Here is a 24,573-nt window from a genome sequence, read left to right as displayed (position 1 = left end):
CCGGTACGTCGCGGGGCGCGCAGTGTCCCGTGCTGCACGTCCGCAACGCAAGTCTCGTGATGCCCTGCGCAGGCTCAACGCGATGCAGATGCAGATGCAGGCGGCGGATCGGCGGTAACCACTTCCGTCGCCGCCACCGGCGCATCTTCGCCCTGCCCGGCCGGCTCCTGCTCGACCGGGTCGACATCGAACGGGGTGCGGAACACCAGCGAAGGCAGCAGCGTGGTCAATGCGGCATACAACAGCAACGCACCGAACAGCACCGCCGGAATCTGGAAGCGATCGCGCATGATCGCAGCAAGCACCAGGGTGAAGATCAGCGTCGGTGCCAGTGCCAGCGATACGCGCAGGCTGCTGCGGAAGCTCTCGCCGAACATTACGCGGCGCTGCAGCCAGACCACCGCGATGCGCAGCGGCAGTACCACCAGGGTGATGACGATGCCCAGGCCCAGTGCCTCCCAGCTCAGCGCTTCGCTGGGCACCTTGGTGCCGGCGTTGAAGAAATAGAACGGCACGAAGAACGAGGCGAACAGACGCAGCGCATGCAGGTTTTCGTGCGAGGCCAGCAGCGGCATGCGCTGGTGAAGCAGGCGCGCGACCAGGCCGGCGATGAAGGCGCCGACCAGGTAATACACGCCCAGCAGGTAGGTGATGTACGCCGCCACCATGCCGACCATCACCAGCAGCGAGAATTCCGAACCCGGCGCATGTGGCGCGACCCAGCGACCGAGCGCGATGAACACCAGCGGCAGGCCGACCATCATCGCCAGCAGCGCCGTGCTGGACAGCGCCATGTGCGTCGGGTCACCCGCCTGCAGCACGATGAACAACGCCGCCAGGGCCAGCAGTTCACCCGCGATGGCCTTGCTGGTGACCCAGAACCGCTCGTCTTCGCTCAGCCCCAGCCGCGACAGCGAATCCATGATGAAACCGGTGGACGGGGTCAGCAGCGCCAGCGCCAACAGTCCAGCCGCCTGCCATGGCAGGCCGGCGTAACGCCAGGCCAGCCAGCCGACGCCGAACAGGGTCGCACTGCGGATCAGCAGATGCGCCAGCAGCGGCCACATGCCGCGCCGCAGGGCCTGCAGGTCGACTTCCAGGCCGGCAAACAGGAACAACGAAGAAATGCCCAGCGTGGCCAGCAGCCCGATGACCGCATCGTGCGCCTGGTCGCCCAGCCAGAGCATGCCGATGATGCCGAACAGCAGGCAGGTCAGGGGCGCGGGCAGACTGAACCGCTGCAGCGCGCGCGGGATGACCAGCAGCGCGAAGATCAGCAGCAGGTAGACCAGTTCATGGCTCATCGGGGGACTTCCGTGTGGATCGAACGCGCGCAGGATGCACGCCTGCGCGCGGTGGGACAAGTAGAACATTGCTGAAAATCAGCCCCTGCCCTGCCACATCCATGCACAGCTGCTGCGCTCAGCCGATCAGCCCATCGGCGATGCGACCGACCTGCGCAAGCACCGCCGCGCGCTGTTCGAAGCTGATCGCGCCCGCCTGTAGATAGGCGGTCAGGATCCACGGCGAGCCGCCCTGCATCGGCCACAACACGGCGATGTCGTTGCGGGCGTCTTCGCCATTGCTGCCGGTCTTGTCGCCCACCCGCCAACGCTTGCCCAAGCCTGCACGAAGGCAGGCATCGCCGGTTTCGTTGTCGATCAGCCAGTCGGCCAGCTGCTGGCGCGAGGCCGGCTGGAGTGCATCGCCCAGCACCAGCCGCTGCAGCGTGGCAGCGATGGCCGCCGGGGTGGTGGTGTCGCGCGGATCGTCGAGGGCGAAGCTGTTCAGTTCCGGCTCCAGGCGGTCGCTGCGGGTGATCGCATCGCCGCTGGCGCGCAGGAACGCGGTCACTGCCGGCGGCCCACCGATCGCGGCGAACAGCAGATTGGCGGCGGTGTTGTCGCTGGTGATCAGCGTGGCCCGGCACAGGTCACGCACGGTCAAGTCCTTGCCGGCATGGCGGCGGGTGACCGGCGCGTGCTCGAGGATGTCCTGGGCCCGTACCGGCAGGCGCTGGTCCAGCAGGGCCGGATCACCCTCGGCCTGCTTGAGCACCGTGGCGGCCAGCACGCTCTTGAAGGTGCTGCAGAGCGGAAAGCGTTCGTCCTGGCGATGACCCAGGCGGCGACCACTGCCGGTGTCGAGCAGGGTCACGCCGAGTCGACCGCTGCACGCCTTTTCCAGTGCAGCGAAATCGGCGGCGGCGGCGAAGGCGGCAGGGCTGGGTGCAGCGGCCATGGTTGTTGTGGCGGTGCGGGCGAGCAGCGGTGCCGCGAGCGCGGAAGCGGCGGCAACACCACTGAACTGCAGGAATCGGCGACGAGCGAGCATTCGGGGTTCTCCTGGGCGTGATGCCGATTATCAGAGCCCGCCCACGGTGGCCACCAGCGCGAATTTTCAGGAGAAGCCATTAGTTTCATTCATGCATGCCGCAGAAATTCTGCGGCCATTTCAAAGCCACCCGGCAAGCAGATACGATCAGCCATCACACCTGCTCACGGCTCACGCATGCTCCACCCGACCCTGCCGCTGAATGCGCTGCGCGCCTTCGAAGCCGCTGCCCGGCACCAGAACTTCACCCGGGCGGCGCTGGAACTCTGTGTCAGCCAGGCCGCGCTGAGCCACCAGATACGCGGACTGGAGGACCGGCTGGGCGTCCGCCTGTTCCATCGCCTGCCGCGCGGCGTGGCATTGACCGAGGAAGGAGCAGCGCTGTACCCGGTGCTCAACGAATCCTTTGAGCGCATTTCAGCCAGCATCGCCCGCTACACCGGCGGCCCGGCACGGGAAGTGCTGACGATCGGCGTGGTCGGCACCTTCGCCACCGGTTGGCTGCTGCCACGGCTGGCCGCGTTCGACGCCGCACACCCGGACATCGAACTGAGGCTGCAGACCCACAACAACCGCATCGACCTGGCCGGTGAAGGCCTGGACCTGGCGATCCGTTTCGGTGATGGCGACTGGCAGGGGCAGACCTGCACGGCGATCCTGGATGCACCGTTCGCGCCCTTGTGTGCGCCGGCACTGGCGCGGCGACTGAAGCATCCGCGCGACCTGGCGGCCTTGCCGCTGCTGCGTTCGTACCGCAGCGACGAGTGGCCACGATGGCTGCAGATGGCCGCGGTCAACGGTGTGGAAGCGCGCGGACCGGTGTTCGATTCGTCGTTGACGCTGGCCGTGGCCGCGGCGGGCGGCGCCGGCGTCGCCCTGCTGCCGCTGTGCATGTTCGAAGCGGACCTGGCCGAGGGGCGGCTGCTGCAACCGTTTGCCACCACGCTGGACCTGGGCCGCTACTGGCTGACCCGGCTGCGCTCGCGTGCCGAACGGGAACCGGCCAAGCGGTTCCGCGAATGGCTGCAGGCACAGGGATGAAACACGCGCGCCGCGGGTAGCGCCGGGCCATGCCCGGCGAGCGCAGCGGATGGAAAAGCCGCCGGGCATGGCCCGGCGCTACCGATGGAATCAGGACTCCAGCAGTTCCATCCAGGCCGCTTCGGCCTTTTCCAGCTGCGCGGCGGTGGCTTCGCGGTCGCGGCCGAGCACGGCCATGCGCGCGGCATCGGCGTAGTTGCTCGAGTCGGCAAGCTGCCGGTCCAGTTCGGCCAGCACGCCTTCCAGCTCAGCGACCTTGGCTTCGGCACTGGCCAGCTTGTGCGGGTTGACCGGCTTCTTCTGCACCATCTGCGCGACCGGTGCAGTCTTGACCACCACCGGTTCCTCCACCTGCTCCATGCGTACCTTGGTGCCCTGCGCCTGCGGACGCGTGCGCAGCCAGGCGGCATAGGCATCGAGGTCACCGTCGAACGGTTCGACCACGCCATCGGCCACGCGCCAGAAGGTGTCGCAGACCAGCCCGATCAGATGGCGATCATGCGAAACCATCACGATCGCGCCGTCGAAATCGGCCAGTGCTTCAGCCAGCGCCTCGCGCATTTCCAGGTCAAGATGGTTGGTAGGTTCGTCCAGCAGCAGCACGTTCGGCTGCTGCCAGGCGATCAACGCCAGCGCCAGGCGTGCGCGCTCGCCGCCAGAGAAACCATCCACCGGTTCGAAGGCACGGTCGCCCGGGAAATTCCACTTGCCGAGGAAGTCGCGGAACGACTGGTTCGGTGCATCCGGGGCCAGGTCGCGGAAGTGTTCCATCGGCGACTGGCCTTCATGCAGCGACTCGACCGTGTGCTGGGCGAAGTAGCCGATGCGCAGGTCCGGATGCGCGGCGCGTTCGCCAGCGATCGGTGCCAGTTCGCCCACCAGGGTCTTCACCAGCGTTGTTTTACCGGCGCCGTTGGGGCCCAGCAGGCCGATGCGCTGGCCCGCTTCCAGGCCAAAACCCACGTTGTGCAGGATCACCGAGTCGCTGCCGTAGCCGGCCTCGACGTGGTTCAGGCGGATCAGCGAGAACGGCAGTTTGGCCGGCGGCGCGAACTCGATGCGGAACTCGCGCTCAGCGCGCACTGCTTCGGTACCGGCCAGCTTGGCCAGTCGCTTCATCCGGCTCTGTGCCTGCGCGGCCTTGCTGGCCTGGGCCTTGAAGCGGTCGATGAAGCTCTGCAGATGCGCGCGCTCGGCCTGTTCCTTCTCGTGCGCGATCTGCTGCTGGCGCAACTGTTCGGCGCGCTGGCGCTCGAAGTCGGTGTAGCCGCCCGGGTAAAGCTTGGCGCCGCCACCGTGCAGGTGCAGGGTGTGGGTGGCCACGTTGTCGAGGAACTCGCGGTCATGCGAGATCAGCAGCAGCGTGCCCGGGTACTTCAGCAGCCACTGTTCCAGCCAGTACACCGCGTCCAGATCCAGGTGGTTGGTCGGTTCGTCGAGCAGCAGAAGGTCGCTGGGCATCATCAGCGCGCGGGCCAGGTTCAGGCGCACGCGCCAGCCGCCGGAGAACGAGGACACCGCGCGGTGGTGCGTTTCGGCCGGGAAACCCAGGCCATGCAGCAGCTTGCCGGCGCGCGCTTCGGCGTCGTAGGCATTCAGCTCGGCCATGCGCGTATGCGCCTCGGCCACCGCTTCCCAATCCTCGCGGGCGGTCGCCTCGGCCTCGGCGGCCAACACGGCGGCCACTTCGATATCGCCGCCCAGCACGAAGCTCAGCGCCGGGTCCGGCAACGACGGGGTTTCCTGGGCGACGCTGGCGATGCGGATCTTGCCGGGCAGGTCGACGTCACCCTTGTCGGCCTCCAGCTCGCCCTTCACCGCCGCGAACAGGCTGGACTTGCCAGCACCATTGCGGCCGACCACACCCACCCGGTAACCGGCGTGCAGCGTCAGGTCGACATTGGACAACAGCAGCCGCTCGCCGCGGCGCAAGGCGAAATTACGAAGCGAAATCATGGGGGGAGGCGTCCATATAACCGAATGGAATGTGCTGGTAAGCACTGTTCCTGCGACGCAATTCTAACGTTAACGAATACTTGACGCGCCCCGGGATGCGCGGCGGGCGACGTTCCTCTCTCCCACGTCCTGTCCGCGCGCCTCCCGGGCCCCCTCCCCCGTCACTGCCTGTCGCAGCTAAATGGTTGCTGCTGCAACGTTTTTTCTGATGACAGACATTTGACAGGCACTGAATATCCCGTTAATTCCTGTATTGCGCACCGCAACAACCGTCGTCCGCTCACCCCCGTGATGTCGATTCCGGTGCCGTCCCGCCAACCGGAGCCCCCTCCCGATGACCCGCAAGACCAGCCTGATCGCCGCCGCCGTCGCTGTCGCACTCGGTGGTTCTCCGTTCGTTGCCGCTGCCCAGCAGGCCGGCACCGCCGCCAACACCCTGGATACGGTGATCGTCACCGGTACCCGCGTGGCCGACCGCACGGTCGCCGAATCGCAGTCGCCGATCGACATCATCACCCCCGAGATCCTGCAGTCCACCGGTACCGGTGAACTGGCCACCGCGCTGTCGCGCGCGCTGCCCTCGCTGAACTTCCCGCGCCCGGCACTGACCGACGGCACCAGCGGCGTGCGCCCTGCACAGCTGCGCGGTCTGTCGCCGGACCAGGTGCTGGTGCTGGTCAACGGCAAGCGCCGCCACACCTCGGCGATGATCAACGTCAACGGCAGCATCGGCCGTGGTTCGTCGGCAGTGGACATCAACGCGATTCCGATCGCCGCCATCGAGCGCGTCGAGGTGCTGCGTGACGGCGCCTCCGCACAGTACGGTTCGGATGCCATCGCCGGCGTCATCAACATCGTGCTGAAGGGCAGCGGCAGTGGCGGCAGCCTGGCCGTCGACTACGGCCAGTACTCGGCCGGCGACGGCAACAAGTACCAGCTGTCCGGCGATACCGGCGTGGAATTCGGCAACGGCCGTGGCCGCGTGCACGTGGCCGGCCAGATCAGCCAGCAGGACGAGAGCGACCGCGCCGGTCCCTACCGCGGCACCACGCCGAACACCGTCAATTACCCGTCCGTTGGCCAGACCACCTTCATCGTCGGTGACCCGCGCGTGGACGCCACCGCCGCCTCGGCCAACGCCAGCTTCGATTTCAGCGACCACGTGACCGGCTATGCCAGCGCGCTGCTCAGCAACCGCGACATCACCTCGTTCGCCTTCTACCGTTCGCGCAACCACAACGGTCAGACCGCGCTGCTGGCGCAGACCTACCCGGACGGCTACGTGCCGCAGATCAACCAGTATTCCAAGGACCGTTCGCTGGTGGCCGGCGTCAAAGGCAACACCGACAACGGCTGGACCTGGGACCTGAGCCTGAACCACGGCGAGAACACCCTGGATTTCCACACCCGCAACAGCATCAACTACAGCCTGGGCGCCACCAGCCCGCGTTCGTTCTACGACGGCACGCTGAAGTACCAGCAGGACATCTTCAATGCCGACCTGACCAAGTCGCTGGACTGGGGCCTGGCCTATCCGGTCACGCTGTCCTTCGGCGGTGAATACCGTCGCGAGAAGTGGGACCAGAACCCGGGCGAACTGAACTCCTACACCGGCACCGGTGCGCAGGGCTTCGGCGGCTTCACCCCGACCAACGAAGTGCACACCGACCGCCACAACTACGCGGTCTATGCGGGCCTGGAAGCGGACCTGACCGAGAAGTTCTCGGCCGGCATCACCGGCCGCTACGAGGATTACTCGGACTTCGGCGACCGCTTCTCCGGCAAGCTGTCGGCGCGCTACGCGTTCACCGACAAGGTCGCGCTGCGGGCAACCGCTTCCAGCGGCTTCCGCGCGCCGTCGCTGCCGCAGCAGGGCTACCAGGCGGTGACCAGCCAGTTCACCAACGGTGTGTTCGTCGAACGCGGCACCTTCCCGACCACCAGCCAGGCCGCGCAGGCGCTGGGCGCTTCGCCGCTGAAGGCGGAGACGTCCACCTCCTACAGCCTGGGCCTGGTGCTGCAGCCGATCGACCGCCTGTACGTCACCGTCGATGCGTACCAGATCGACATCGACAACCGCATCGCGCTGTCGTCCAGCATCACCACCAACGCCGCTTCCAGTGCGCTGCTGTCCGGGCTGGGCCTGCCGCAGGTGACCGCGTTCTCGTACTTCACCAATGGTCTGGACACCCGCACCCGCGGCGTCGACTTCGTGTCCAGCTACACTCTGCCGTTCAGCGCCAGCAGCCTGGAACTGACCGCGGCGTACAGCTACAACGACACCGAAGTGCAGCGCGTGGGCGGCACGCCGGCGGTGTTCGGCACGCTGGGCCTGACCCAGTCGCTGATCGGCCGCGATGAAATCGGCCGCATCGAGGACAGCTACCCGCACGACAAGACCATCCTCAGCGGCACCTGGCGTTCGGATCACTGGGAGCTGGGCCTGGCGGCGACCCGCTACGGCAAGTTCACCGTGCGCAACTCGGCCACTGCCGCCCGTGACCAGACCTACGGCGACAAGTGGGTGCTGGATGCCTCGGCCAGCTACAAGCCGAGTGCGAACTGGACGCTGACGGTGGGTGCCGACAACCTGCTGAACGAGTACCCGGACCGCACCGAAGATCTGCAGAACTCGACCTTCGGCATGCTGCCGTACAGCAACTACTCGCCGTTCGGCTTCAATGGCGCGTATGTGTATGGGCGGATCAAGTACAACTGGTAAGTGGTAACGGGCGTGCCGGGCCCAGCCCGGTGGCTGCCCTGGTAGTGCCGGCCGCTGGCCGGCAACAACGCGTGGGCACCCGCAGGCCACGGATCATGGCCTGCGGGTTTGCCGTATCTGGCCGCATCGGTGAAAATCGGGGCATCCCCCCGATTTCTGCGAGAGCCGATGCACCATGACACCGACCTGATCAACATCGTTGCCGTTGGTCTCGGGCTCGCCTTCATCTTCGGCGCGCTGGCCAACAAGCTCCGCTTGTCTCCTCTGGTCGGTTACCTGGTTGCTGGCATCTGCGTCGGTCCGTTCACTCCGGGCTTCGTCGCCGACCAGGCGTTGGCCAACCAGTTGGCCGAACTGGGCGTTATGCTGCTGATGTTCGGCGTCGGCCTGCACTTCTCGCTGAAAGACCTGATGGCGGTCAAGGCCATCGCCATTCCCGGTGCCATCGGCCAGATCCTGGTCGCCACCCTGCTCGGCTGGGGCCTGGCGGCGCTGATGGGCTGGCCGGTCATCCACGGCGTGGTGTTCGGTTTCGCGCTGGCCACGGCCAGTACCGTGGTGCTGCTGCGCGCGATGGAAGAGCGCCGCCTGCTGGAAACCCAGCGCGGCAAGATCGCAGTCGGCTGGCTGATCGTCGAAGACCTGGCCTGTGTGCTGGCACTGGTGATGATGCCGGTGATGGCCGGGGTGTTCGGGCCCGACGCGGCCAACGAACACCACACCATCGGCAGCGTGCTGGCCAGCATTGGCTGGACGTTCGTGCAGCTGGGCCTGTTCGTTGCAGTGATGCTGGTGGTCGGCCGCCGGGTCATTCCGTGGATCCTGGAGCGCATCGCCGGTACCGGCTCGCGCGAACTGTTCACCCTGTCGGTGCTGGCGATCGCACTCGGCGTGGCGTTCGGTTCGGCGATGCTGTTCGGCGTGTCGTTCGCGCTGGGCGCGTTCTTCGCCGGCATGCTGCTCAATGAATCCGAACTCAGCCACAAGGCGGCCAGCGATTCACTGCCGCTGCGTGATGCATTCGCGGTGCTGTTCTTCGTCTCGGTGGGCATGCTGTTCAATCCCGGCATCCTGATCGAGCACCCGTGGCAGGTGCTGGCCACTGCCGGCATCATCATGTTCGGCAAATCGGCGGCGGCCTTCTTCATCGTGCGCGCGTTCGGCCATCCCACCGGCACCGCGTTGACGATCTCGGCCAGCCTGGCGCAGATCGGCGAGTTCGCCTTCATCATCGCCGGCCTCGGCGTGACCCTGAAGATCCTGCCGCCCACCGGCCAGGCGCTGGTGCTGGCCGGCGCGCTGATCTCGATCATGCTCAATCCGCTGGTGTTCGGCCTGCTCGACCGCTGGCTGCTGAAGCACCAGGAAACCACGCCCACGGCAGTGGAGACCGAGCTGCCGCCAGGACCGTCGCTGGACCTGCACGACCATGCCATCGTCATCGGCTACGGCCGCGTCGGCAGCGCGCTGGCACAGGTGCTGCGCGACCGTGGCGTGCCGGTGATGATCATCGACGACAACAAGGAACACGTGGCCGAGGCGCATGCGGCCGGCCTGCCCGGCATCCGCGGCAGCGCCGCTTCGGACAAGGTGCTGGCCGAGGCCCATCCCGAGCGCGCGAAGATCGCGGTGCTGGCGATCCCGCAGCCACTGGAGGCCGGTGAGACATTGGCCAAGCTGCGTGCGATCAACCCTGACCTGACCCTGCTGGCGCGCGCGCACAGCGATGCCGAAGTGAAGCATCTGCTTGAACATGGTGCCGACGGCACGGTGATGGCAGAGCGCGAGCTGGCCTACTCGCTGGCGGAAATGGTGATGGCGACCCCGCCGTATCGCAGTCTTGGGCAGCACAGCATTCCGGTGGTGTGAGGGGTGTGCGGCAGGGCTGCGCCCTGCACCCGCGGTGGCAACTGCAACTGCCGAAGCAACAGCCAGAGCTGGCTTCCTGCGGGATGGCGGGGTGGGTCCGGTTGCGGGAGACGCCGTAAACCCATCCTTGGGGGCTTGGCCGCGGCATCCATGCCGCGGACACTCCCGCAACCGGACCCACCCCGCCTTCGACAGATTTACGCGATCTGCCGGAATGGCATGGCCTGCTTTTGGTGGGTGTCGACCTTGGTCGACACGTCGATCCACGTCATGCGTGGATGTTCTTCGTTCAATCGTTGAAAAATCGATTTCGATTGAGATTCATCCACGCATGGCGTGGATCTACCGGGGTTGGTTGCACCTAAAAAAATCCCCGGCCGACCCGCATCGGCCGGGGATGATATCGCCACGCCCTTGGAGAGCGTCTCTACCGTAGCGCGTTCCTGCAGTGGTGGTGATCGCCTGTGGCGATGACAACCAAGCCGGTGGCTATCAGCCGGCCAGCGGCAGGCAGACGTCGGCGCGCAGCTGGTGCGCAGGTATCTGTTCGGGATCATCCAGGAAGTGGAAATACAGGGGCGCTTCGGCAAGTGCATGCCCGCTGTCCGGCCACCAGTCGCGCAGCAGTACGTCACCCACTGCCTGCAGCTGCTCATAGGGGCCGACGTGGTGGACAACCGCATGCGGTCCGACTCCGAGGGCCTGCCGCCGCAGCGGCGATGACAAGGGCGGCAACCCCGTGGCGAATCCGATGCCGCAGTCGAAGCGGTGCACCCGTGCCGGTACGTCACGGTGGTCATCGACGGCGATGCCCACCAGATGCAGCAGATCATCGGCCAAGCCCTGCGTCTGCGCCCATTCAAACAAGCGACCGAAGCTGGCGTCGAGATCACCGAAGGCACCCTGTGCGCGCAACAGCACGACCTCGAACGGCTGCAGCGCGCGCACTTCCACTTTCAACGGGGTAGCGCTCTCTGCGTCCACGTCGGCCGGCGGCTGTGCCAATACCTGCTGCCATCGCTGCCGCAGCGCTGCATCGGCGCGCAGCGCGCGCGGGGTGGTATCCAGGCGCTGCCGGCAGCGCCGCGCCAGGGCCTGAGCGCTTTCGTAGCCTGCGGCCAATGCGGCGTCGGTGACACTTGCATCGGGCTGCTGCAGCGCCTGCAAGGCGTTGAGCAGACGCAGGCGATCCAGCGTCTGCCCCGGGCTTTCACCGGTCAGCGCCCGGTACAGGCGCTGGAAGTGATAGGGCGACTGATGCGCGACTGTCGCCAGTGCGGTTACATCCGGCAACGCCTGCTGCTCACGCAGGCAGGCCTGCAGATGGTCGATGACCCGTTCGATTCCCTGCGCCTGGCGCAGGCCTGCAAGCCGCTTCATGACCATCTCCCATCGAGGACATGGCTGCGATCCTGCCTGATCCCCCGCCCGCGCGCGTAACCGATCCTGCGCGATTGCCTACCCTCAGGTGACGGCCAGGGCCTGCTCCAGGTCAGCGCGCAGGTCGCCGATGTGCTCGATGCCGATCGACAGGCGCACGGTATCTTCGCTGACACCAGCCCTGGCGAGCTCGGCTGCATCCAGCTGGCGATGGGTGGTCGACGCCGGATGGGTGGCCAGCGACTTCGCATCCCCCAGGTTCACCAGCCGGGTGAACAGCTTCAGTGCATCGAGGAAACGCGCGCCGGCAACGCGCCCTCCGGGCAGGCCGAAGGTCAGCACGCCGGAGCCGTGGCCGCCCAGATAGCGCTGCGCCGCCGCGTGTTCGGGATCGTCGGCCAGCCCGGCATAACGCACCCAGGCCACTTTCGGATGCGCGCGCAGGTACTGCGCCACGGCCAGCGCATTGGCGTTGATCCGCTCCATGCGCAGGGCCAGGGTCTCGATGCCCTGCAGGATCAGGAAGGCATTGAACGGTGACAACGCGGCACCGGTATTGCGCAACGGCACCACCCGCGCACGACCGATGTACGCCGCCGCGCCGAGCGCTTCGGTATAGACCACACCGTGATAGCTCGGGTCGGGCTGGTTCAAACGGGCAAAGCGTTGCGGCTGTGCCGTCCAGTCGAAGCGGCCGGAATCGACGATCGCGCCGCCCAGACTGGTGCCGTGGCCACCGAGGTACTTGGTCAGCGAGTGCACCACGATGTCGGCGCCATGTTCGAACGGGCGCAGCAGGAACGGCGTGGCCACGGTGTTGTCGACGATCAGCGGCACGCCCGCCGCATGCGCGACCTCGGCGATGGCGGCGATGTCGGTGACGTTGCCGCGCGGGTTGCCAATCGATTCAACGAACACCGCCTTGGTGCGCTCGTCGATCAGGGCTGCGAACGCAGATGGGTCAGCCGGATCGGCGAAACGCGTCTGGATGCCGTACTGCGGCAGCGTGTGGGCCAGCAGGTTGAGGCTGCCGCCATACAACGCGCTGGCAGCGACGATGTTGTCGCCAGCCTCGGCAATGGTCTGGATCGCATAGGTGATCGCTGCCTGCCCGGAGGCCAGTGCCAACGCGCCGACGCCCCCTTCCAGTGCCGCCACACGCTGCTCCAGCACGTCGGTGGTGGGGTTCATGATGCGCGTATAGATGTTGCCCGGCACCTTCAGGTCAAACAGGTCTGCCCCGTGCTGGGTGTCATCGAATGCGTAGGCCACGGTCTGGTAGATCGGCACCGCCACCGCGCGGGTGGTCGGATCGGGACGATAGCCGCCGTGCACGGCCAGGGTTTCCAGTTGCCACTGCGGATCGCTCATTGCGCCAGGCTCCATCCGGGGAAGCGCCCACCATAGGCCAGCCATCGACCGCCATTGAGAGCCCCTGGCGATGACGCCAGTACCAGTGGTTATCAGGTTGCCCGGGATTCAGGCAGTCGTCATGGGCCATTGCTAGGCTTCGCCGCCGGGCCTTTCGCCCCGGACAAGGACGCCCTACCGATGCAGCCCTCCCCGTGGACTCCCGCCACCGGCAACCCGACCCAGGTGCTGCTGGTCGAGGACGACCGCCGCCTGGCCGAGCTGGTCAGCGACTACCTGCGCGAACATGGATTTGCCGTGCAGCACGTGCCGCGCGGCGACCTGGCCAGCGCGGCCTGTCGCCAGCACGCGCCGGAACTGGTGGTGCTGGACCTGATGCTGCCTGGCCTCGGTGGCATCGACGTGTGCCGGCAGATCCGCAGCTTTTCCGACGTGCCGATCCTGATGCTGACGGCGTGCGAGGACGATATCGAACAGGTGCTGGGCCTGGAGTCCGGCGCCGATGACTACGTGCACAAGCCGATCGAGCCGCGCCTGCTGCTGGCGCGCCTGCGCGCACTGCTGCGCCGTCGCCATGGCAGCGGCCCTGCGGGCGTGCCGTGCCGGCTGATGCATGGCGAACTGCTGATCGATCGCGTGCAACGCGAGGTCCACCTGCATGGGCAGCCGGTGGAACTGGGTACCACCGAATTCGAGATCCTCTGGCTGCTGGCCAGCCAGCCCGGGCAGATTCTCTCGCGCGACCAGATCCTGCAGGCGGCGCGCGGTATCGGTTTCGACGGCCTGGACCGCAGCGTGGATGTCTGCATCGGCAAGCTGCGCCGCAAGCTCGGCGACGACGCGCGCGAACCGCGCCGTATCAAGACCGTGTGGGGCCGTGGCTACCAGTTCAATCCGTCGGCCTGGTCGGCGTGAAGCGCCTGTTCCTGTGGCTGTGGTTCGTCACCGGGGCCTGCCTGCTGGTGTCGGTGTTCAGCCTCAACCATCTGCTGGACCGCATCTACACGCCCCTGCAGGAACGTGTCTTCGTCGAACAGGTGCGCGGCCAGGTGTATGCGCTACGCAGCGGACTGGCCGGCCTGGACCGCCCGCAGCAACAGCAGCGCGTGGCGCAATGGCAACCGCACTACGGCATTGCACTGTCACTGCTGGATGCGCCGCCGGTACTGGATGACCAAGAGCGCAGCGCCCTGCGCGGTGATGGCTTCATCGTTCGTGAGCGCTACCAGCAGGTCCTGCTGCCCATCGAGGGGGCTGACGGACGCTGGCTGCAACTACGCTTTCCCGGCGAAGTGCAGATGACCCTGTACATGACCGTCGCCGCGTACCTGTGCATCCTGCTGCTGGTCGGCGCCTGCCTCTATGCCTGGGTACGCCTGTTGTGGCGCGATCTGGAGGCGCTGCGGGGTCATGCAGACCGCATCGGTGCCGGCGACCTGCAGGCGCGTGCGCAGGTATCGCCGCGCTCGCAGATCCGCGTCATCGTCGAGCATTCCAACCGCATGGCAGCGCGCGTGGCCGAACTGGTGCAACGGCAGCGCGATCTCACCCATGCCATTTCCCACGAGCTGCGCACGCCGATCGCACGCCTGGCCTTTGGCCTGGACCTGATGCAGGACAGCAACGATCCGGCGCGGCGGGCACACCTCGCTACCGGCCTGCATGGTGATCTGGCCGAGCTCAACCGGTTGGTCAGCGAGCTGCTGGCGTACGAGCGGCTGGAGCATCCCAACGATGCCGAGCCCATGCAGCGGATCGAAGCGAATGATTGGCTGCAGGCCTGCATGGAGGACGCGCGGCGCGATGCCGAGCGCGCGGGACTGGTGCTGCAGGTGTGGCCCAGTGCGCTGCCACGCGTGGATGCCGAGCCGCGCCTGCTGCAGCTGGCCCTGAGCAACCTGGTCGGCAACGCGATGCGCTATGCACGCACCCGTGTGGAGGTGTCACTGGTCAGCGTGGCCGGCAAGGCCTGCCTGCGCGTGGATGACGATGGCCCCGGCATCGCCGAAGGTGATCGCGAAAAGGTGCTGCGCCCGTTCACCCGCCTGGATGACAGCCGCAGCCGCGATACCGGGGGCTTCGGCCTGGGCCTGGCCATCGCCGGGCGCATCGCGGTTCGGCACCACGGCGAACTCCGCGTGGGACGCGCGACCCTCGGTGGCGCGCGCCTGGAAATGCACTGGCCAATGGCTGCCAGCTGAACAGCGCAGGCCGCGCTTACAGTTGCTTACAACTCCCGCACAACTGCGGACGGATTGGTCGCCGGCGTCCCGCCACGCTGGCGACCCTGCAGCACGCGCCGGATGCGCGCGCTGCACTTCCTCCCAATGCAGAGAGTTGCCATGTCCCACCTTCGCCGTTTCCCCACCCTGCTCGGCCTGGCCCTGTTGCCCTTGTTCGCAACGTCCGCAGCGCATGCCAAGGATGACCAGTGGACCTTCGAGCTTGCTGCCGGTGGCGGCGTCGCACCGCGTTACAGCGGCAGCGAGGAATTCCAGGCCGCCCCCACACTGTCCTTCGACGTGACCTCGCCGGGCGGCTGGTTTCTGGGTACCAGCGGTGCGGGTTGGGGTACGGCGATCGGCGAACACACCCGCGTGCGTGCCTACGTCGGCGGCAGCGGCAGCCGCCGCGAGAAGAACTCGATCCTCGGCGGCTCGGACTTCCTGCGTGGCATGGGCGATATCGATACCCGGCCGCTGGTCGGCCTGGCGGCTGGTTATACGCTGGGTGAGGCGGTGCTGAGCGGTTCCTGGCAGTACACGCTGAAAGACGACGACAAGGGCGACAACGGCCTTGCGACCCAGCAGATCCATCTGAACCTGGAATTGCCGTTGTTCGATCTGGCCGGTGGCGTGGTCAGCGGCAGCGTCTCCACCGACTACGGCAACCGCGGCTACATGCAGACCTGGTACGGCGTCAGCCCTGACCAGGCCGCACGCACCGGTTTCGCCCAGCACAAGCCCAAGGCCGGTCTGGTCAGCGCCGGCCTGGGCATGAAATGGAGCCATCGCGCCGGTCGCAACGGCAACTGGTACATCGCTGTGGAAGGCACCCGACTGCTGGGCGATGCGGCCGACAGCCCGATCGTGCAGAAGGCCAACCAGTTCGGATTGATGACCGGGTATACGCACCGGTTCTGAGCATTGCCGGCAAGCGCCGGATGCGGCCGGTCGCTGCAACCGAAACGGGGCGCTGCACTCATGCAGTGCCCCGTTCGGCTCAGGCTCAGGCCTTGGCGAACACCAGATGGCCGCCGTCGTTGCCCACTTCGATGGTATCGCCGTTGGCGAACGCACCGGACAGGATCTTCTGCGCCAGCGGGTTCTCCAGCTGTGCCTGGATCGCACGCTTCAGCGGACGCGCACCGTAGACCGGATCGAAGCCGACGTTGCCGAGCAGATCGAACGCTGCATCGGACACCACCAGCTTCAGGCCACGCTCGGCCAGGCGCTTTTCCAGGCCACGCATCTGGATGCGCGCGATCTGCTTGATCTGCTGCTTGTCCAGCGGATGGAACACCACGATATCATCCAGGCGGTTGATGAACTCCGGACGGAAGTGCGCCTGCACCACGCCCATCACCGCCGCCTTCATCTGCGTGTAGGCCTCCGGCGTGTCATCGCCACTCATGTCCTGGATCTGGTGCGAGCCCAGGTTGGAGGTCATCACGATGACGGTATTGCGGAAGTCCACCGTGCGACCCTGGCCGTCGGTCAGGCGGCCATCGTCCAGCACCTGCAGCAGGATGTTGAACACATCCGGATGTGCCTTTTCCACCTCATCCAGCAGGATCAGCGAATACGGGCGACGGCGCACGGCCTCGGTGAGGTAACCACCTTCCTCGTAGCCCACGTAGCCCGGGGGCGCACCGATCAGGCGTGCAACGCTGTGCTTCTCCATGAACTCGCTCATGTCGATGCGGATCATCGCGTCGGCGCTGTCGAACAGGAACTCGGCCAGCGACTTGCACAGTTCGGTCTTGCCCACGCCGGTCGGGCCCAGGAACAGGAACGAGCCACCCGGTCGATTCGGATCGGACAAGCCAGCGCGCGAACGACGCACTGCGTCGGACACCACCTTGATCGCCTCTTCCTGGCCGACCACGCGATTGTGCAGCACCTCTTCCATGCGCAGCAGCTTGTCACGCTCGCCTTCGAGCATCTTGTTGACCGGGATGCCGGTCCAACGCGAGACGACCTCGGCGATCTCCTCGTCGGTGACGCGGTCCTGCACCAGCTTGAAGTCGGTGTTCTCGGCTTCCTGCGCAGCGGCGAGCTGCTTTTCCAGCTGCGGCAGCACGCCATACTGGATCTCGCTCATGCGGGCGAAATCCTGCCGGCGCTGCGCAGACTCCAGTTCGACCTTGGCCTGCTCGACCTGCTCCTTGATCTTCGTCGTACCCTGCAGCGCAGCCTTCTCCGACTTCCAGACCTCGTTCAGATCGGAGAACTCGCGCTCCAGCGCATCGATATCGTTTTCCAGATCGGCCAGGCGCTGCCGTGAGGCATCGTCCTTTTCCTTCTTCAGCATCTCGCGCTGGATCTTCAGCTGGATCAGGCGGCGTTCAAGCCGATCCAGTTCCTCCGGCTTGGAGTCGATCTCCATGCGCAGGCGTGAAGCGGCTTCGTCCATCAGGTCGATGGCCTTGTCCGGCAGCTGGCGGTCGGTGATGTAGCGGTTGGACAGCGTGGCCGCAGCGACGATGGCCGGGTCGGTGATTTCCACGCCATGATGTACCGCGTACTTTTCCTTCAGGCCACGCAGGATCGCGATGGTGTCCTCCACCGTCGGCTCGCCCACGAACACCTTCTGGAAGCGGCGCTCCAGCGCGGCATCCTTCTCGATGTACTTGCGGTACTCGTCCAGCGTGGTCGCACCGACGCAGTGCAGTTCACCGCGTGCGAGCGCCGGCTTGAGCATGTTGCCGGCATCCATCGCACCATCGGCTTTGCCCGCGCCGACCATGGTATGCAGCTCATCGATGAACAGGATGATCTGACCTTCGCTCTTGGCCAGGTCGTTGAGCACGCCCTTCAGGCGCTCCTCGAATTCGCCGCGGAACTTCGCACCGGCGATCAGCGCGCCCATGTCCAGCGACAGCACGCGCTTGCCACGCAGGCCCTCGGGCACTTCGTCGTTGATGATGCGCTGGGCCAGGCCCTCGACGATCGCGGTCTTGCCCACGCCGGGTTCGCCGATCAGCACCGGGTTGTTCTTGGTACGACGCTGCAGCACCTGGATGGTGCGGCGGATTTCTTCGTCGCGACCGATCACCGGGTCGAGCTTGCCGCTCTCGGCGCGTGCGGTCAGGTCGATGGTGTACTTTTCCAGCGCCTGTCGCTGCTCCTCGGCGTTCTCCGACTGCACGTTCTCGCCGCCACGCAGCTTGTCGATGGCGGTCTGCAGGCGCGCCTTGTCGGCACCGGCAGCGCGCAGCGCCATGCCCAGCGTGCCGCCGTCTTCCAGCGCGGCCAGCACGAACCACTCGCTGGCGATGAAGGCATCGCCCTGCTGCTGTGCCAGCTTGTCGGTATGGTTGAGCAGGCGGTTGAGATCGTTGCCGATCGACAGGTTGCCGGCCTGGCCGGACACCTTCGGCAGTGCTTCAAGCGCCTCGTCCAGGCGCTCGCGCAGCACCGGCACGTTGACGCCGGCCTGGGCCAGCAACGGCCGGGTGCTGCCGCCCTGCTGGTCCAGCAGGGCACTGAAGACATGTACCGGTTCAATGATGCTGTTGTCGCGGCCTACCGCCAGCGACTGCGCGTCTGCCAGCGCCTGCTGGAAACGCGAGGTGAGCTTGTCCATGCGCATTGCGGAACCTCATCGGTCATCTTGGCCGGCCGCGCCGGCGATGCTGGAAAGATGCGGTTGCCCCACCCGGTTTCAAGGGTGGCTGCGACTGCATTCGAAGGCCAGTCAGCCTGCGGCCAGCATGCCGGACGGGGTGTTGTCGGCGCGTTGATCCGGATCACATCCCGCACGACGGAGGGCTCTCAGCGGGTGATCGCGGCCCGGATCGCCCGCAGCTGCTGCTTGACCGCCCGCGCCTGCGCCGCGTCCATGCGCAGCAAGGCCTTCTGGCCGATCGAGCGCGACTGCAGGGTGGCATCGACGAAGCGGTAGCGGCCGCGCTGATCGCGCTCCACCAGCGGCGCTTGAGCCAGCTCAGGGGTATCCAGCAAATGATCGATGACAGACACCAGGCGGTCATTGAAGTAGCCGTCGGGCTTTCCCAGATCGACGTAGGCCTGCTGGATCAGCGGATAGAAGCGCTTGTAGGCATCGGCCGCGGCCGCCGGGTCAATCGCAGTGAAGGCCTGCACATAGGGCGTGTAACGCGCCGCATTGGCCGCAGCGATACGGTCGCCGCCCTCGCCCGGCTCCACCTGCAGGCTGCCCGGCAGCGGCCGAGCGGCCAGCGCGGTAGGCGGCACGCTGGCCTTGTCCAGGTTGTCGACCTGGGTGACCAGCCGCTGGATCAGGTGATCGCGCAGCAGCACGGTCAACGCGCCCTCGCCCTTGAACAGCTGGCTCAATGCGCTCCAGGCAGCGACATCGCTGTCAGCCAGTTCCGGCAGCGCCGGGTCGGCGGCGGCCTCTGTATCCAGCGGATGCCTGATCGGCGGTGGTGCGGGGTCCTGGGTGGCAGCGGGCTTCGGTACGGCACCTGCCGAGGTCGGCGTGGACTGCACCGGCACCGATACGCCATCTGCCAAGGCCTGCAACTGGTCGCGGAACAACCATGTTCCCGCGCCGCCCACCACCACCACGCCCAGAACCCAGGGCCAGACCGCTTTACCACTCTGCATGATGCAGTACCTCGCTTTTCACCTGCATGGACAAGGTGTGACTCCCCTCGTTCCGCAGGGTTCCCCATCCATTCCGCTGGCGTTGTGGTTCACGCGTGCTTTGCGCGATACGCGCGACCCTGCTGTTCTTGTCTTGCGGAGAAGCCTTCATGCAGTACGCGCTGTACTACTGGACCGGCATCCAGGGCCGTGGCGAATTCGTGCGGCTGGCGCTGGAAGATGCCGGCGCCGACTATGTGGACATGGCGCGGGTACACGGCGACGCGGTGATGCAGCCGTTCCTGGACGGCCACAGCGAAGGTGCGCAACCTTTCGCGCCACCGTTCCTGAAGGCCGGGCGACAGGTCATCGCACAGGTCGCGGCCATTCTCGATTTCCTCGGCCCGACACTCGATCTGGTTCCACAGGCCGCCTCACGGCGCATGCAGGCGCTGCAGTGGCAGCTGACCATCGCCGATCTGGTGGCCGAGGTGCACGACACCCACCATCCGATCGCCGCGTCGAAATACTACGAAGACCAGAAGACCGAAGCCAAGGCGCGTGCAGCAGCGATGCGCGGTGAGCGCCTGCCGAAGTTCCTCGGCTACTTCGAGCAGGTGCTGAAGGCCAATGGTGGTCGCCACCCGCTGCGCGAACACTCCTACGTTGACTTGTCACTGTTCCAGCTGCTGAGCGGGCTGGACTACATGTTTCCGCGCCGCATGCAGGCGCTGTGGCCCACGTTGCCGTTGCTGCGCGCGTTGAAGGATCGAGTGGAGCAGCGGCCCGGCATTGCCGCCTATCTCGCTTCGGAGCGGCGGCTTGCCTTCAGTACCAACGGCATCTTCCGGCATTACCCGGAGCTGGATTCAGAGCGGTAATACCGCCGCCTGCCACTCTCACACGTAGAGCCGAGCCATGCTCGGCTCAGAGCAGCCGAGCGCAGGCTCGGCTCTACAACGTACCCGAAGCCGACCGATGCCCAGCAGGGTGCCGGCCAGCGGCCGGCACTACCCGTGATCAGTCGTTCCCAGCCAGCGGCTTCACCGCCTGCTTCTGCAGCGACAGCAGCCCCAACAGGATGGCAAGTGCCACATACGCGCCGGCGAACTGCCAGCTGATGACACGGGCCAGCCCCTGCAGATCCCACGGCAGGTAGATGCCGCCGCGCGGATCCACCGAATGGATCAGGCCGAACAGGGTGAGCGCCGCCGCCACCAGCAGGAAGCCGCAGGCGCGGCGCAGGCGGCCATCGACCATCGCCGCGACGGTGGCGATCCACAGCATCGAGGTGATGATGAAGCCGTTGCCCAGCGCGAAGATCACCGCCAGCTCCGGCAGGCCGTGGCCATCGACGTGGGTCAGCAGTGCGCCCATCTGCTCGGCCGGAATCCAGCCCGGTGCCTTGATGGCCAGCAGGTAAGCTGCCGACGGCAGGAAGCCCAGCACCATCGCGCCGGCATGCTGGCGCGGCGTCGCCTGGAACGCCTGGGTGGTGATGTCGATCGACACGTACACGATGATCGGCGCCAGCACCGCTAGCGGCAGCCACTGCACCAGCCCGGAAATGATGCCGAGCATGCCGCCGATGCCGACGAAAAGGCCGGTCAGCAGCGTGTAGCCGCTGCGCGCACCCATGTGCTTGTAGGCCGGCTGGCCGATGTACGGCGTAGTCTGCGCAACGCCGCCGCAGACGCCAGCGACCAGCGTGGCCACCGCTTCCACCAGCAGGATGTCGCGGGTGCGGTAGTCATCGCCGGCCGCGCGCGCGCTCTCGGATACGTTGATGCCACCGACCACCATCAGCAGGCCAAACGGCAGCAGCAGCGGCAGGTAGGTCATCGCGGTCGGCAGGCCCTCGATGAAGCCCAGCGTCGGCAGCGGCAGTACCACCTGCGGCGGCACCCAGGCCGGAATCTGGAAACCGGGCACGCCCAGCCCGGCCAGGCCAAGCCCGTAATACAGAACGGTGCCGAACACGAACGCCAGCAGCACACCGGGGCCGCGCAGCGGCAGCTTGCCCTTGGCGATCAGCACGTACAGCAGCAGGCCCAGCGTAGTGAAGCCGACCAGCGGCGAGCGCAGGGTTTCCAGCAACGGCAGCAGGCCCATCAGCACCAGTGCGATGCCCGCGATCGAGCCCAGCAGCGCGGCACGCGGCAGCGCGCGGGTCACTGCTTCACCGAAGAAGGACAGGATCAGCTTGAGCACGCCCATGATGACCAGCGAGGCCATGCCCAGCTGCCAGGTGGCGATGGCGGCGGCATGCGGGTCCAAGCCCTGCTGCTTGAAGGCCAGGAAGGCCGGGCCCAGCACCAGCAGTGCCATGCCGATGCTGGTCGGCGCATCCAGGCCCAGCGGCATGGCGGTGACGTCGTCGCGCCCGGTACGTGCGGCCAAGCGCCGTGCCATCAAGGTGTACAGCAGGTTGCCGACCAGCACGCCCAAGGCGGTGCCGGGGAACATGCGGCCGAAGACCACGTCGGCGGGGAACTGGAACATCCCGACCAGGGCCATGGCAATGAAGCCGAGGATGGAGAGGTTGTCGACGACCAGGCCGAAGAAGCCGTTGAAGTCGCCAGCGACGAACCAGCGGCGCGGCGCGGTGGAAGCGGGAGCGGACATGGAAGGGGCGGTGGGGGTGGGGACCGCCGATGGTAGGCCCAGCGGGGCCGGCACGCCAATTCCCGAGTGGAATGATGGGTTCCAGCCAACGGCGGAGCCCCTCGTGGTTGGTCGTCGAAAGCAGCCCATCGGAGTGGCCCGGGCGGGGTGGATTGCGCAGGACACGCCGTAAACCCATCCATGGGGGCTCGATGGCGCCATCCATGGCGCCAACGGTCCTGCGCAACCCACCCCGCCCGGCCCCTGACAGTTTCCTGCGGGCGCCAGCCACGGAAGAGAATCAAAGATCAAAGGCAGAAGCCGGTCGCTGCGCTCGCGAGCCGGGCATGGCCCGGCTCTACAGAGATCACATCCGTCGATATGACCAGAAATCCATCCACGCATCGCGTGGATCGACGTGTCGACCAAGGTCGACACCCAACAAGAGCAGGCCGTGCCATCCAGACAGATTGCGGAGATCTGTCGAAGGCGGGGTCGGTCCGGTTGCGGGGGCGTGAGCGCCATGGATGGCGCGACCGAGCTTACAGGGACGTACTTGCAGCGTCCCCCGCAACCGGACCCACCCCGCCCTCCCACGGAATGCCCGCTGTTGCTGTTGCTTCGGCTGTTGCTTCGGCTGTTGCTCTGGCCTCTGCGGGTGCAGGGCGCAGCCCTGCATCAAACCCAACCTCTTACTTCTTCAGGAAGTTGTCCACCAGCAGATGCTTGACGTCGTCGATGCGACCGCTCAGCACGGCCTTGGCCGCGTACAGTGCCGTGCCCGCCACCTGCTTGGCCTCGATCTGCGGTGGCATCACCAGCTCCGCGCGACTGGTGTGCACGTCCAGCAGGGCCGGCCCACGCTGGGCCAGGAAATCCTGCACCGCTTCCTCCAGATCCTCGCTGCGGGTCACCGTGCGGCCATGGAAGCCGATCACCTCGGCCAACCGGCCGAAGTCCGGATTCTTCAGGTCGGTGTAGTTGTCCAGCAGGCCTTCCACCTTCTGCTCCAGCTCGACGAAATTCAACGAGCCGTTGTTGAACACCACCACCTTGATCGGAAGATTCTCCTGTACCGCGGTCAACAGATCGCCCAGCAGCATCGCCAGCCCACCGTCACCGGACAGCGAAATCACCTGCCGCCCCGGAAATGCCTTCTGCAGACCCAGCGCCTGCGGCATCGCGTTGGCCATCGTGCCGTGCAGCAGGCTGGTCAGCGTGCGGCGCTGGCCGTTCACCCGGATGTGCCGCAGCACCCACACCATCGGTGAACCACCATCGGCGGTGAACAGCGCATCGTCGGTAGCGTACTTCGAGAGCAACGCGGTCAGGTGCTGCGGATGGATCAGCTCGCCTTCACCCGGCTGTTCCTCCTGCTCGCGCTTCTTCAGCGCCTTGTCGCGATGCTCGATGCATTCGTCCAGAAAGCTGCTGTCTTCGCGAGGAGGCAGCATCGGCAGCAGCGCATCCAGCGTCGGTGCGATATCACCGACCACGCCCAGGTTCACCGGATGGCGGCGGCCGAGGTGGCTGCCGTCGCGGTCGACCTGGATGATCGTGGCCTTGTCCGGATAGAACTGGCCCCAGGCGAAATCCGCGCCGAGCAGCAGCAGCGTGTCGCACTCCATCAACGTATGGAAGCCGGATTCGATGCCGAAAACACCGGTCATGCCCATGTTGTACGGGTTGTCCGGTTCGACGAAGTCCTTGGCACGCGACGTGTGCGCCACCGGTGCCTGCAGGCGCCGCGCCAGTTCCAGCAGCTGCGCATGTGCGCCCTGGCAACCGGCGCCGGCATAGATGCCGATGCGCTTGCCCTGCCCCAGCAGTTCGGCAATCTGCTGCAGCTCGGTATCTGAGGGGCGCAGTACCGGTTGGGTGTAATGCACCGAGAACGGCACATCGTGCTTCACGTCCGCCTCGCTGATGTCGGCCGGCAGGATCACCACCGCCACGCCACGCCGGCTGATGGCCGCCTGACAGGCCAGCGCCACCACGCGGCGTGCCTGCGCCGGGCTGTGCACCTGCTCGCAGAACACCGTGCAGCTGCCATATACCGCCTTGAAATCCACTTCCTGCGGGAATTCCATGCCGAGTTCGCTGGTGACCACCTGGCTGGCGATCAGCACCATCGGCGCACGGTTGCGGTTGCTCTCGAAGATGCCGTTGATGAAGTGCAGGCCGCCCGGCCCGCACGAGCCTGCGCAGGCGGTCAGCTGGCCGCTGATCAACGAATCGGCACCGGCCGCGAACGCCGCGACTTCTTCATGGCGGACATGCACCCACTCGATCTCACTGCGATGCAGTGCGTCGGTGACATGGTTCAGGGTGTCGCCGACGATGCCATAACAACGGCGGACGCCCGCCTGCTGCAATGTATCGACGACGATCTCGGCAACGCGCTTGCTCATGGTGCTGCAGCCTGGTTCGGGGGAAACCCGAGGCTAGACCCGGTGAAGTGATGCTCCCGTGGGCAAGAGGCCGATCGCCTTGTTGTGCAAACCC

16 protein-coding genes are annotated in these 24,573 nt (G+C 66.5%); 7 read left to right on the top strand and 9 right to left on the bottom strand.

Annotated features, from left to right (window positions below; all coding sequences use genetic code 11):
* Window positions 1-74: 74 nt before the first annotated feature.
* Window positions 75-1,304 carry a cation:proton antiporter gene (locus MRBLST15_RS12445; RefSeq protein ID WP_367786030.1) on the bottom strand — a complete coding sequence of 410 codons (1,230 nt, stop codon included), beginning with the start codon at window positions 1,302-1,304 and terminating at the stop codon, window positions 75-77.
* Between the two features lie 118 nt (window positions 1,305-1,422).
* Window positions 1,423-2,334 carry a L2 family extended-spectrum class A beta-lactamase gene (blaL2, locus tag MRBLST15_RS12440; RefSeq protein ID WP_312704784.1) on the bottom strand — a complete coding sequence of 304 codons (912 nt, stop codon included), beginning with the start codon at window positions 2,332-2,334 and terminating at the stop codon, window positions 1,423-1,425.
* 177 nt (window positions 2,335-2,511) lie between these two features.
* Here blaL2 and ampR point away from each other — a divergent pair, with 177 nt between their 5' ends.
* Window positions 2,512-3,375: a LysR family transcriptional regulator AmpR gene (ampR, locus tag MRBLST15_RS12435; protein ID WP_312704785.1), complete on the top strand. Its 864-nt coding sequence runs from the start codon at window positions 2,512-2,514 to the stop codon at window positions 3,373-3,375.
* 90 nt (window positions 3,376-3,465) lie between these two features.
* Here ampR and MRBLST15_RS12430 read toward each other — a convergent pair whose 3' ends face one another.
* Window positions 3,466-5,331, bottom strand: coding sequence for an ABC-F family ATP-binding cassette domain-containing protein (locus MRBLST15_RS12430; protein WP_265954757.1), 1,866 nt, complete (start codon window positions 5,329-5,331; stop codon window positions 3,466-3,468).
* A 334-nt stretch (window positions 5,332-5,665) separates the two neighbouring features.
* Between MRBLST15_RS12430 and MRBLST15_RS12425 the strand changes: the two genes are divergently transcribed.
* Together MRBLST15_RS12425 and ybaL are read left to right on the top strand one after the other, a co-directional pair.
* Window positions 5,666-8,053 (top strand): TonB-dependent receptor plug domain-containing protein, encoded by a 2,388-nt coding sequence (locus MRBLST15_RS12425; RefSeq protein ID WP_367786029.1) that lies wholly within the window; start codon window positions 5,666-5,668, stop codon window positions 8,051-8,053.
* A gap of 168 nt (window positions 8,054-8,221) precedes the next feature.
* Window positions 8,222-9,922 (top strand): YbaL family putative K(+) efflux transporter, encoded by a 1,701-nt coding sequence (gene ybaL, locus MRBLST15_RS12420; RefSeq protein WP_100460145.1) that lies wholly within the window; start codon window positions 8,222-8,224, stop codon window positions 9,920-9,922.
* A gap of 492 nt (window positions 9,923-10,414) precedes the next feature.
* On the opposite strand, the gene MRBLST15_RS12415 is transcribed toward ybaL, so the two are convergent.
* Both MRBLST15_RS12415 and MRBLST15_RS12410 read right to left on the bottom strand, forming a co-directional pair.
* Window positions 10,415-11,302: an AraC family transcriptional regulator gene (locus MRBLST15_RS12415; protein WP_367786028.1), complete on the bottom strand. Its 888-nt coding sequence runs from the start codon at window positions 11,300-11,302 to the stop codon at window positions 10,415-10,417.
* 84 nt (window positions 11,303-11,386) lie between these two features.
* The gene (locus MRBLST15_RS12410) at window positions 11,387-12,673 is read right to left on the bottom strand and encodes an O-acetylhomoserine aminocarboxypropyltransferase/cysteine synthase family protein (protein ID WP_367786027.1); all 1,287 of its coding nucleotides are present in this window, start codon (window positions 12,671-12,673) and stop codon (window positions 11,387-11,389) included.
* Between the two features lie 180 nt (window positions 12,674-12,853).
* On the opposite strand from MRBLST15_RS12410, the gene MRBLST15_RS12405 reads away from it, so the two are divergent.
* The 3 genes from MRBLST15_RS12405 (at window position 12,854) to MRBLST15_RS12395 (ending at window position 15,816) form a co-directional block, all read left to right on the top strand.
* Window positions 12,854-13,588: a response regulator transcription factor gene (locus MRBLST15_RS12405; protein WP_191078229.1), complete on the top strand. Its 735-nt coding sequence runs from the start codon at window positions 12,854-12,856 to the stop codon at window positions 13,586-13,588.
* Window positions 13,585-14,874, top strand: a complete 1,290-nt coding sequence (locus tag MRBLST15_RS12400) for an ATP-binding protein (protein WP_367786026.1) — start codon at window positions 13,585-13,587, stop codon at window positions 14,872-14,874. The genes MRBLST15_RS12405 and MRBLST15_RS12400 overlap by 4 nt, the downstream gene beginning before the upstream one ends.
* A 141-nt stretch (window positions 14,875-15,015) precedes the next feature.
* Window positions 15,016-15,816, top strand: a complete 801-nt coding sequence (locus MRBLST15_RS12395) for a MipA/OmpV family protein (protein ID WP_367786025.1) — start codon at window positions 15,016-15,018, stop codon at window positions 15,814-15,816.
* Window positions 15,817-15,901: 85 nt separating this feature from the next.
* Here MRBLST15_RS12395 and clpB read toward each other — a convergent pair whose 3' ends face one another.
* Window positions 15,902-18,487: an ATP-dependent chaperone ClpB gene (gene clpB / locus MRBLST15_RS12390; protein WP_265955184.1), complete on the bottom strand. Its 2,586-nt coding sequence runs from the start codon at window positions 18,485-18,487 to the stop codon at window positions 15,902-15,904.
* A 182-nt stretch (window positions 18,488-18,669) separates the two neighbouring features.
* Window positions 18,670-19,485 carry a DUF3014 domain-containing protein gene (locus tag MRBLST15_RS12385; RefSeq protein WP_367786024.1) on the bottom strand — a complete coding sequence of 272 codons (816 nt, stop codon included), beginning with the start codon at window positions 19,483-19,485 and terminating at the stop codon, window positions 18,670-18,672.
* A gap of 149 nt (window positions 19,486-19,634) precedes the next feature.
* On the opposite strand from MRBLST15_RS12385, the gene MRBLST15_RS12380 reads away from it, so the two are divergent.
* Window positions 19,635-20,345 (top strand): glutathione S-transferase, encoded by a 711-nt coding sequence (locus MRBLST15_RS12380; protein ID WP_367786023.1) that lies wholly within the window; start codon window positions 19,635-19,637, stop codon window positions 20,343-20,345.
* A gap of 139 nt (window positions 20,346-20,484) precedes the next feature.
* Here MRBLST15_RS12380 and MRBLST15_RS12375 read toward each other — a convergent pair whose 3' ends face one another.
* Together MRBLST15_RS12375 and MRBLST15_RS12370 are read right to left on the bottom strand one after the other, a co-directional pair.
* Window positions 20,485-22,089, bottom strand: a complete 1,605-nt coding sequence (locus MRBLST15_RS12375) for a hypothetical protein (RefSeq protein ID WP_312704790.1) — start codon at window positions 22,087-22,089, stop codon at window positions 20,485-20,487.
* 671 nt (window positions 22,090-22,760) lie between these two features.
* Window positions 22,761-24,479 (bottom strand): thiamine pyrophosphate-dependent enzyme, encoded by a 1,719-nt coding sequence (locus tag MRBLST15_RS12370; RefSeq protein WP_367786022.1) that lies wholly within the window; start codon window positions 24,477-24,479, stop codon window positions 22,761-22,763.
* Window positions 24,480-24,573: the final 94 nt, after the last annotated feature.

Source organism: Stenotrophomonas sp. LST15-1-1.1, from assembly GCF_040815575.1.
In the GTDB taxonomy this organism is placed as follows: Bacteria; Pseudomonadota; Gammaproteobacteria; order Xanthomonadales; family Xanthomonadaceae; genus Stenotrophomonas; species Stenotrophomonas lactitubi_B.
Note: the sequence above shows the minus strand (reverse complement) of the source record. Positions and strands in the feature narration are given on the sequence as shown.

Bases quoted from the DNA above. Each gene is read 5' to 3' on its own strand.
- ampR (WP_312704785.1), top strand. From the start codon at position 2,512: ATGCTCCACCCGACCCTGCCGCTGAATGCGCTGCGCGCCTTCGAAGCC.
- MRBLST15_RS12415 (WP_367786028.1), bottom strand. From the start codon at position 11,302: ATGAAGCGGCTTGCAGGCCTGCGCCAGGCGCAGGGAATCGAACGGGTC.
- MRBLST15_RS12380 (WP_367786023.1), top strand. From the start codon at position 19,635: ATGCAGTACGCGCTGTACTACTGGACCGGCATCCAGGGCCGTGGCGAA.
- clpB (WP_265955184.1), bottom strand. From the start codon at position 18,487: ATGCGCATGGACAAGCTCACCTCGCGTTTCCAGCAGGCGCTGGCAGAC.
- MRBLST15_RS12370 (WP_367786022.1), bottom strand. From the start codon at position 24,479: ATGAGCAAGCGCGTTGCCGAGATCGTCGTCGATACATTGCAGCAGGCG.
- MRBLST15_RS12375 (WP_312704790.1), bottom strand. From the start codon at position 22,089: ATGTCCGCTCCCGCTTCCACCGCGCCGCGCCGCTGGTTCGTCGCTGGC.
- MRBLST15_RS12395 (WP_367786025.1), top strand. From the start codon at position 15,016: ATGTCCCACCTTCGCCGTTTCCCCACCCTGCTCGGCCTGGCCCTGTTG.
- MRBLST15_RS12410 (WP_367786027.1), bottom strand. From the start codon at position 12,673: ATGAGCGATCCGCAGTGGCAACTGGAAACCCTGGCCGTGCACGGCGGC.
- MRBLST15_RS12425 (WP_367786029.1), top strand. From the start codon at position 5,666: ATGACCCGCAAGACCAGCCTGATCGCCGCCGCCGTCGCTGTCGCACTC.
- MRBLST15_RS12385 (WP_367786024.1), bottom strand. From the start codon at position 19,485: ATGCAGAGTGGTAAAGCGGTCTGGCCCTGGGTTCTGGGCGTGGTGGTG.
- MRBLST15_RS12430 (WP_265954757.1), bottom strand. From the start codon at position 5,331: ATGATTTCGCTTCGTAATTTCGCCTTGCGCCGCGGCGAGCGGCTGCTG.
- MRBLST15_RS12445 (WP_367786030.1), bottom strand. From the start codon at position 1,304: ATGAGCCATGAACTGGTCTACCTGCTGCTGATCTTCGCGCTGCTGGTC.
- blaL2 (WP_312704784.1), bottom strand. From the start codon at position 2,334: ATGCTCGCTCGTCGCCGATTCCTGCAGTTCAGTGGTGTTGCCGCCGCT.
- ybaL (WP_100460145.1), top strand. From the start codon at position 8,222: ATGCACCATGACACCGACCTGATCAACATCGTTGCCGTTGGTCTCGGG.
- MRBLST15_RS12405 (WP_191078229.1), top strand. From the start codon at position 12,854: ATGCAGCCCTCCCCGTGGACTCCCGCCACCGGCAACCCGACCCAGGTG.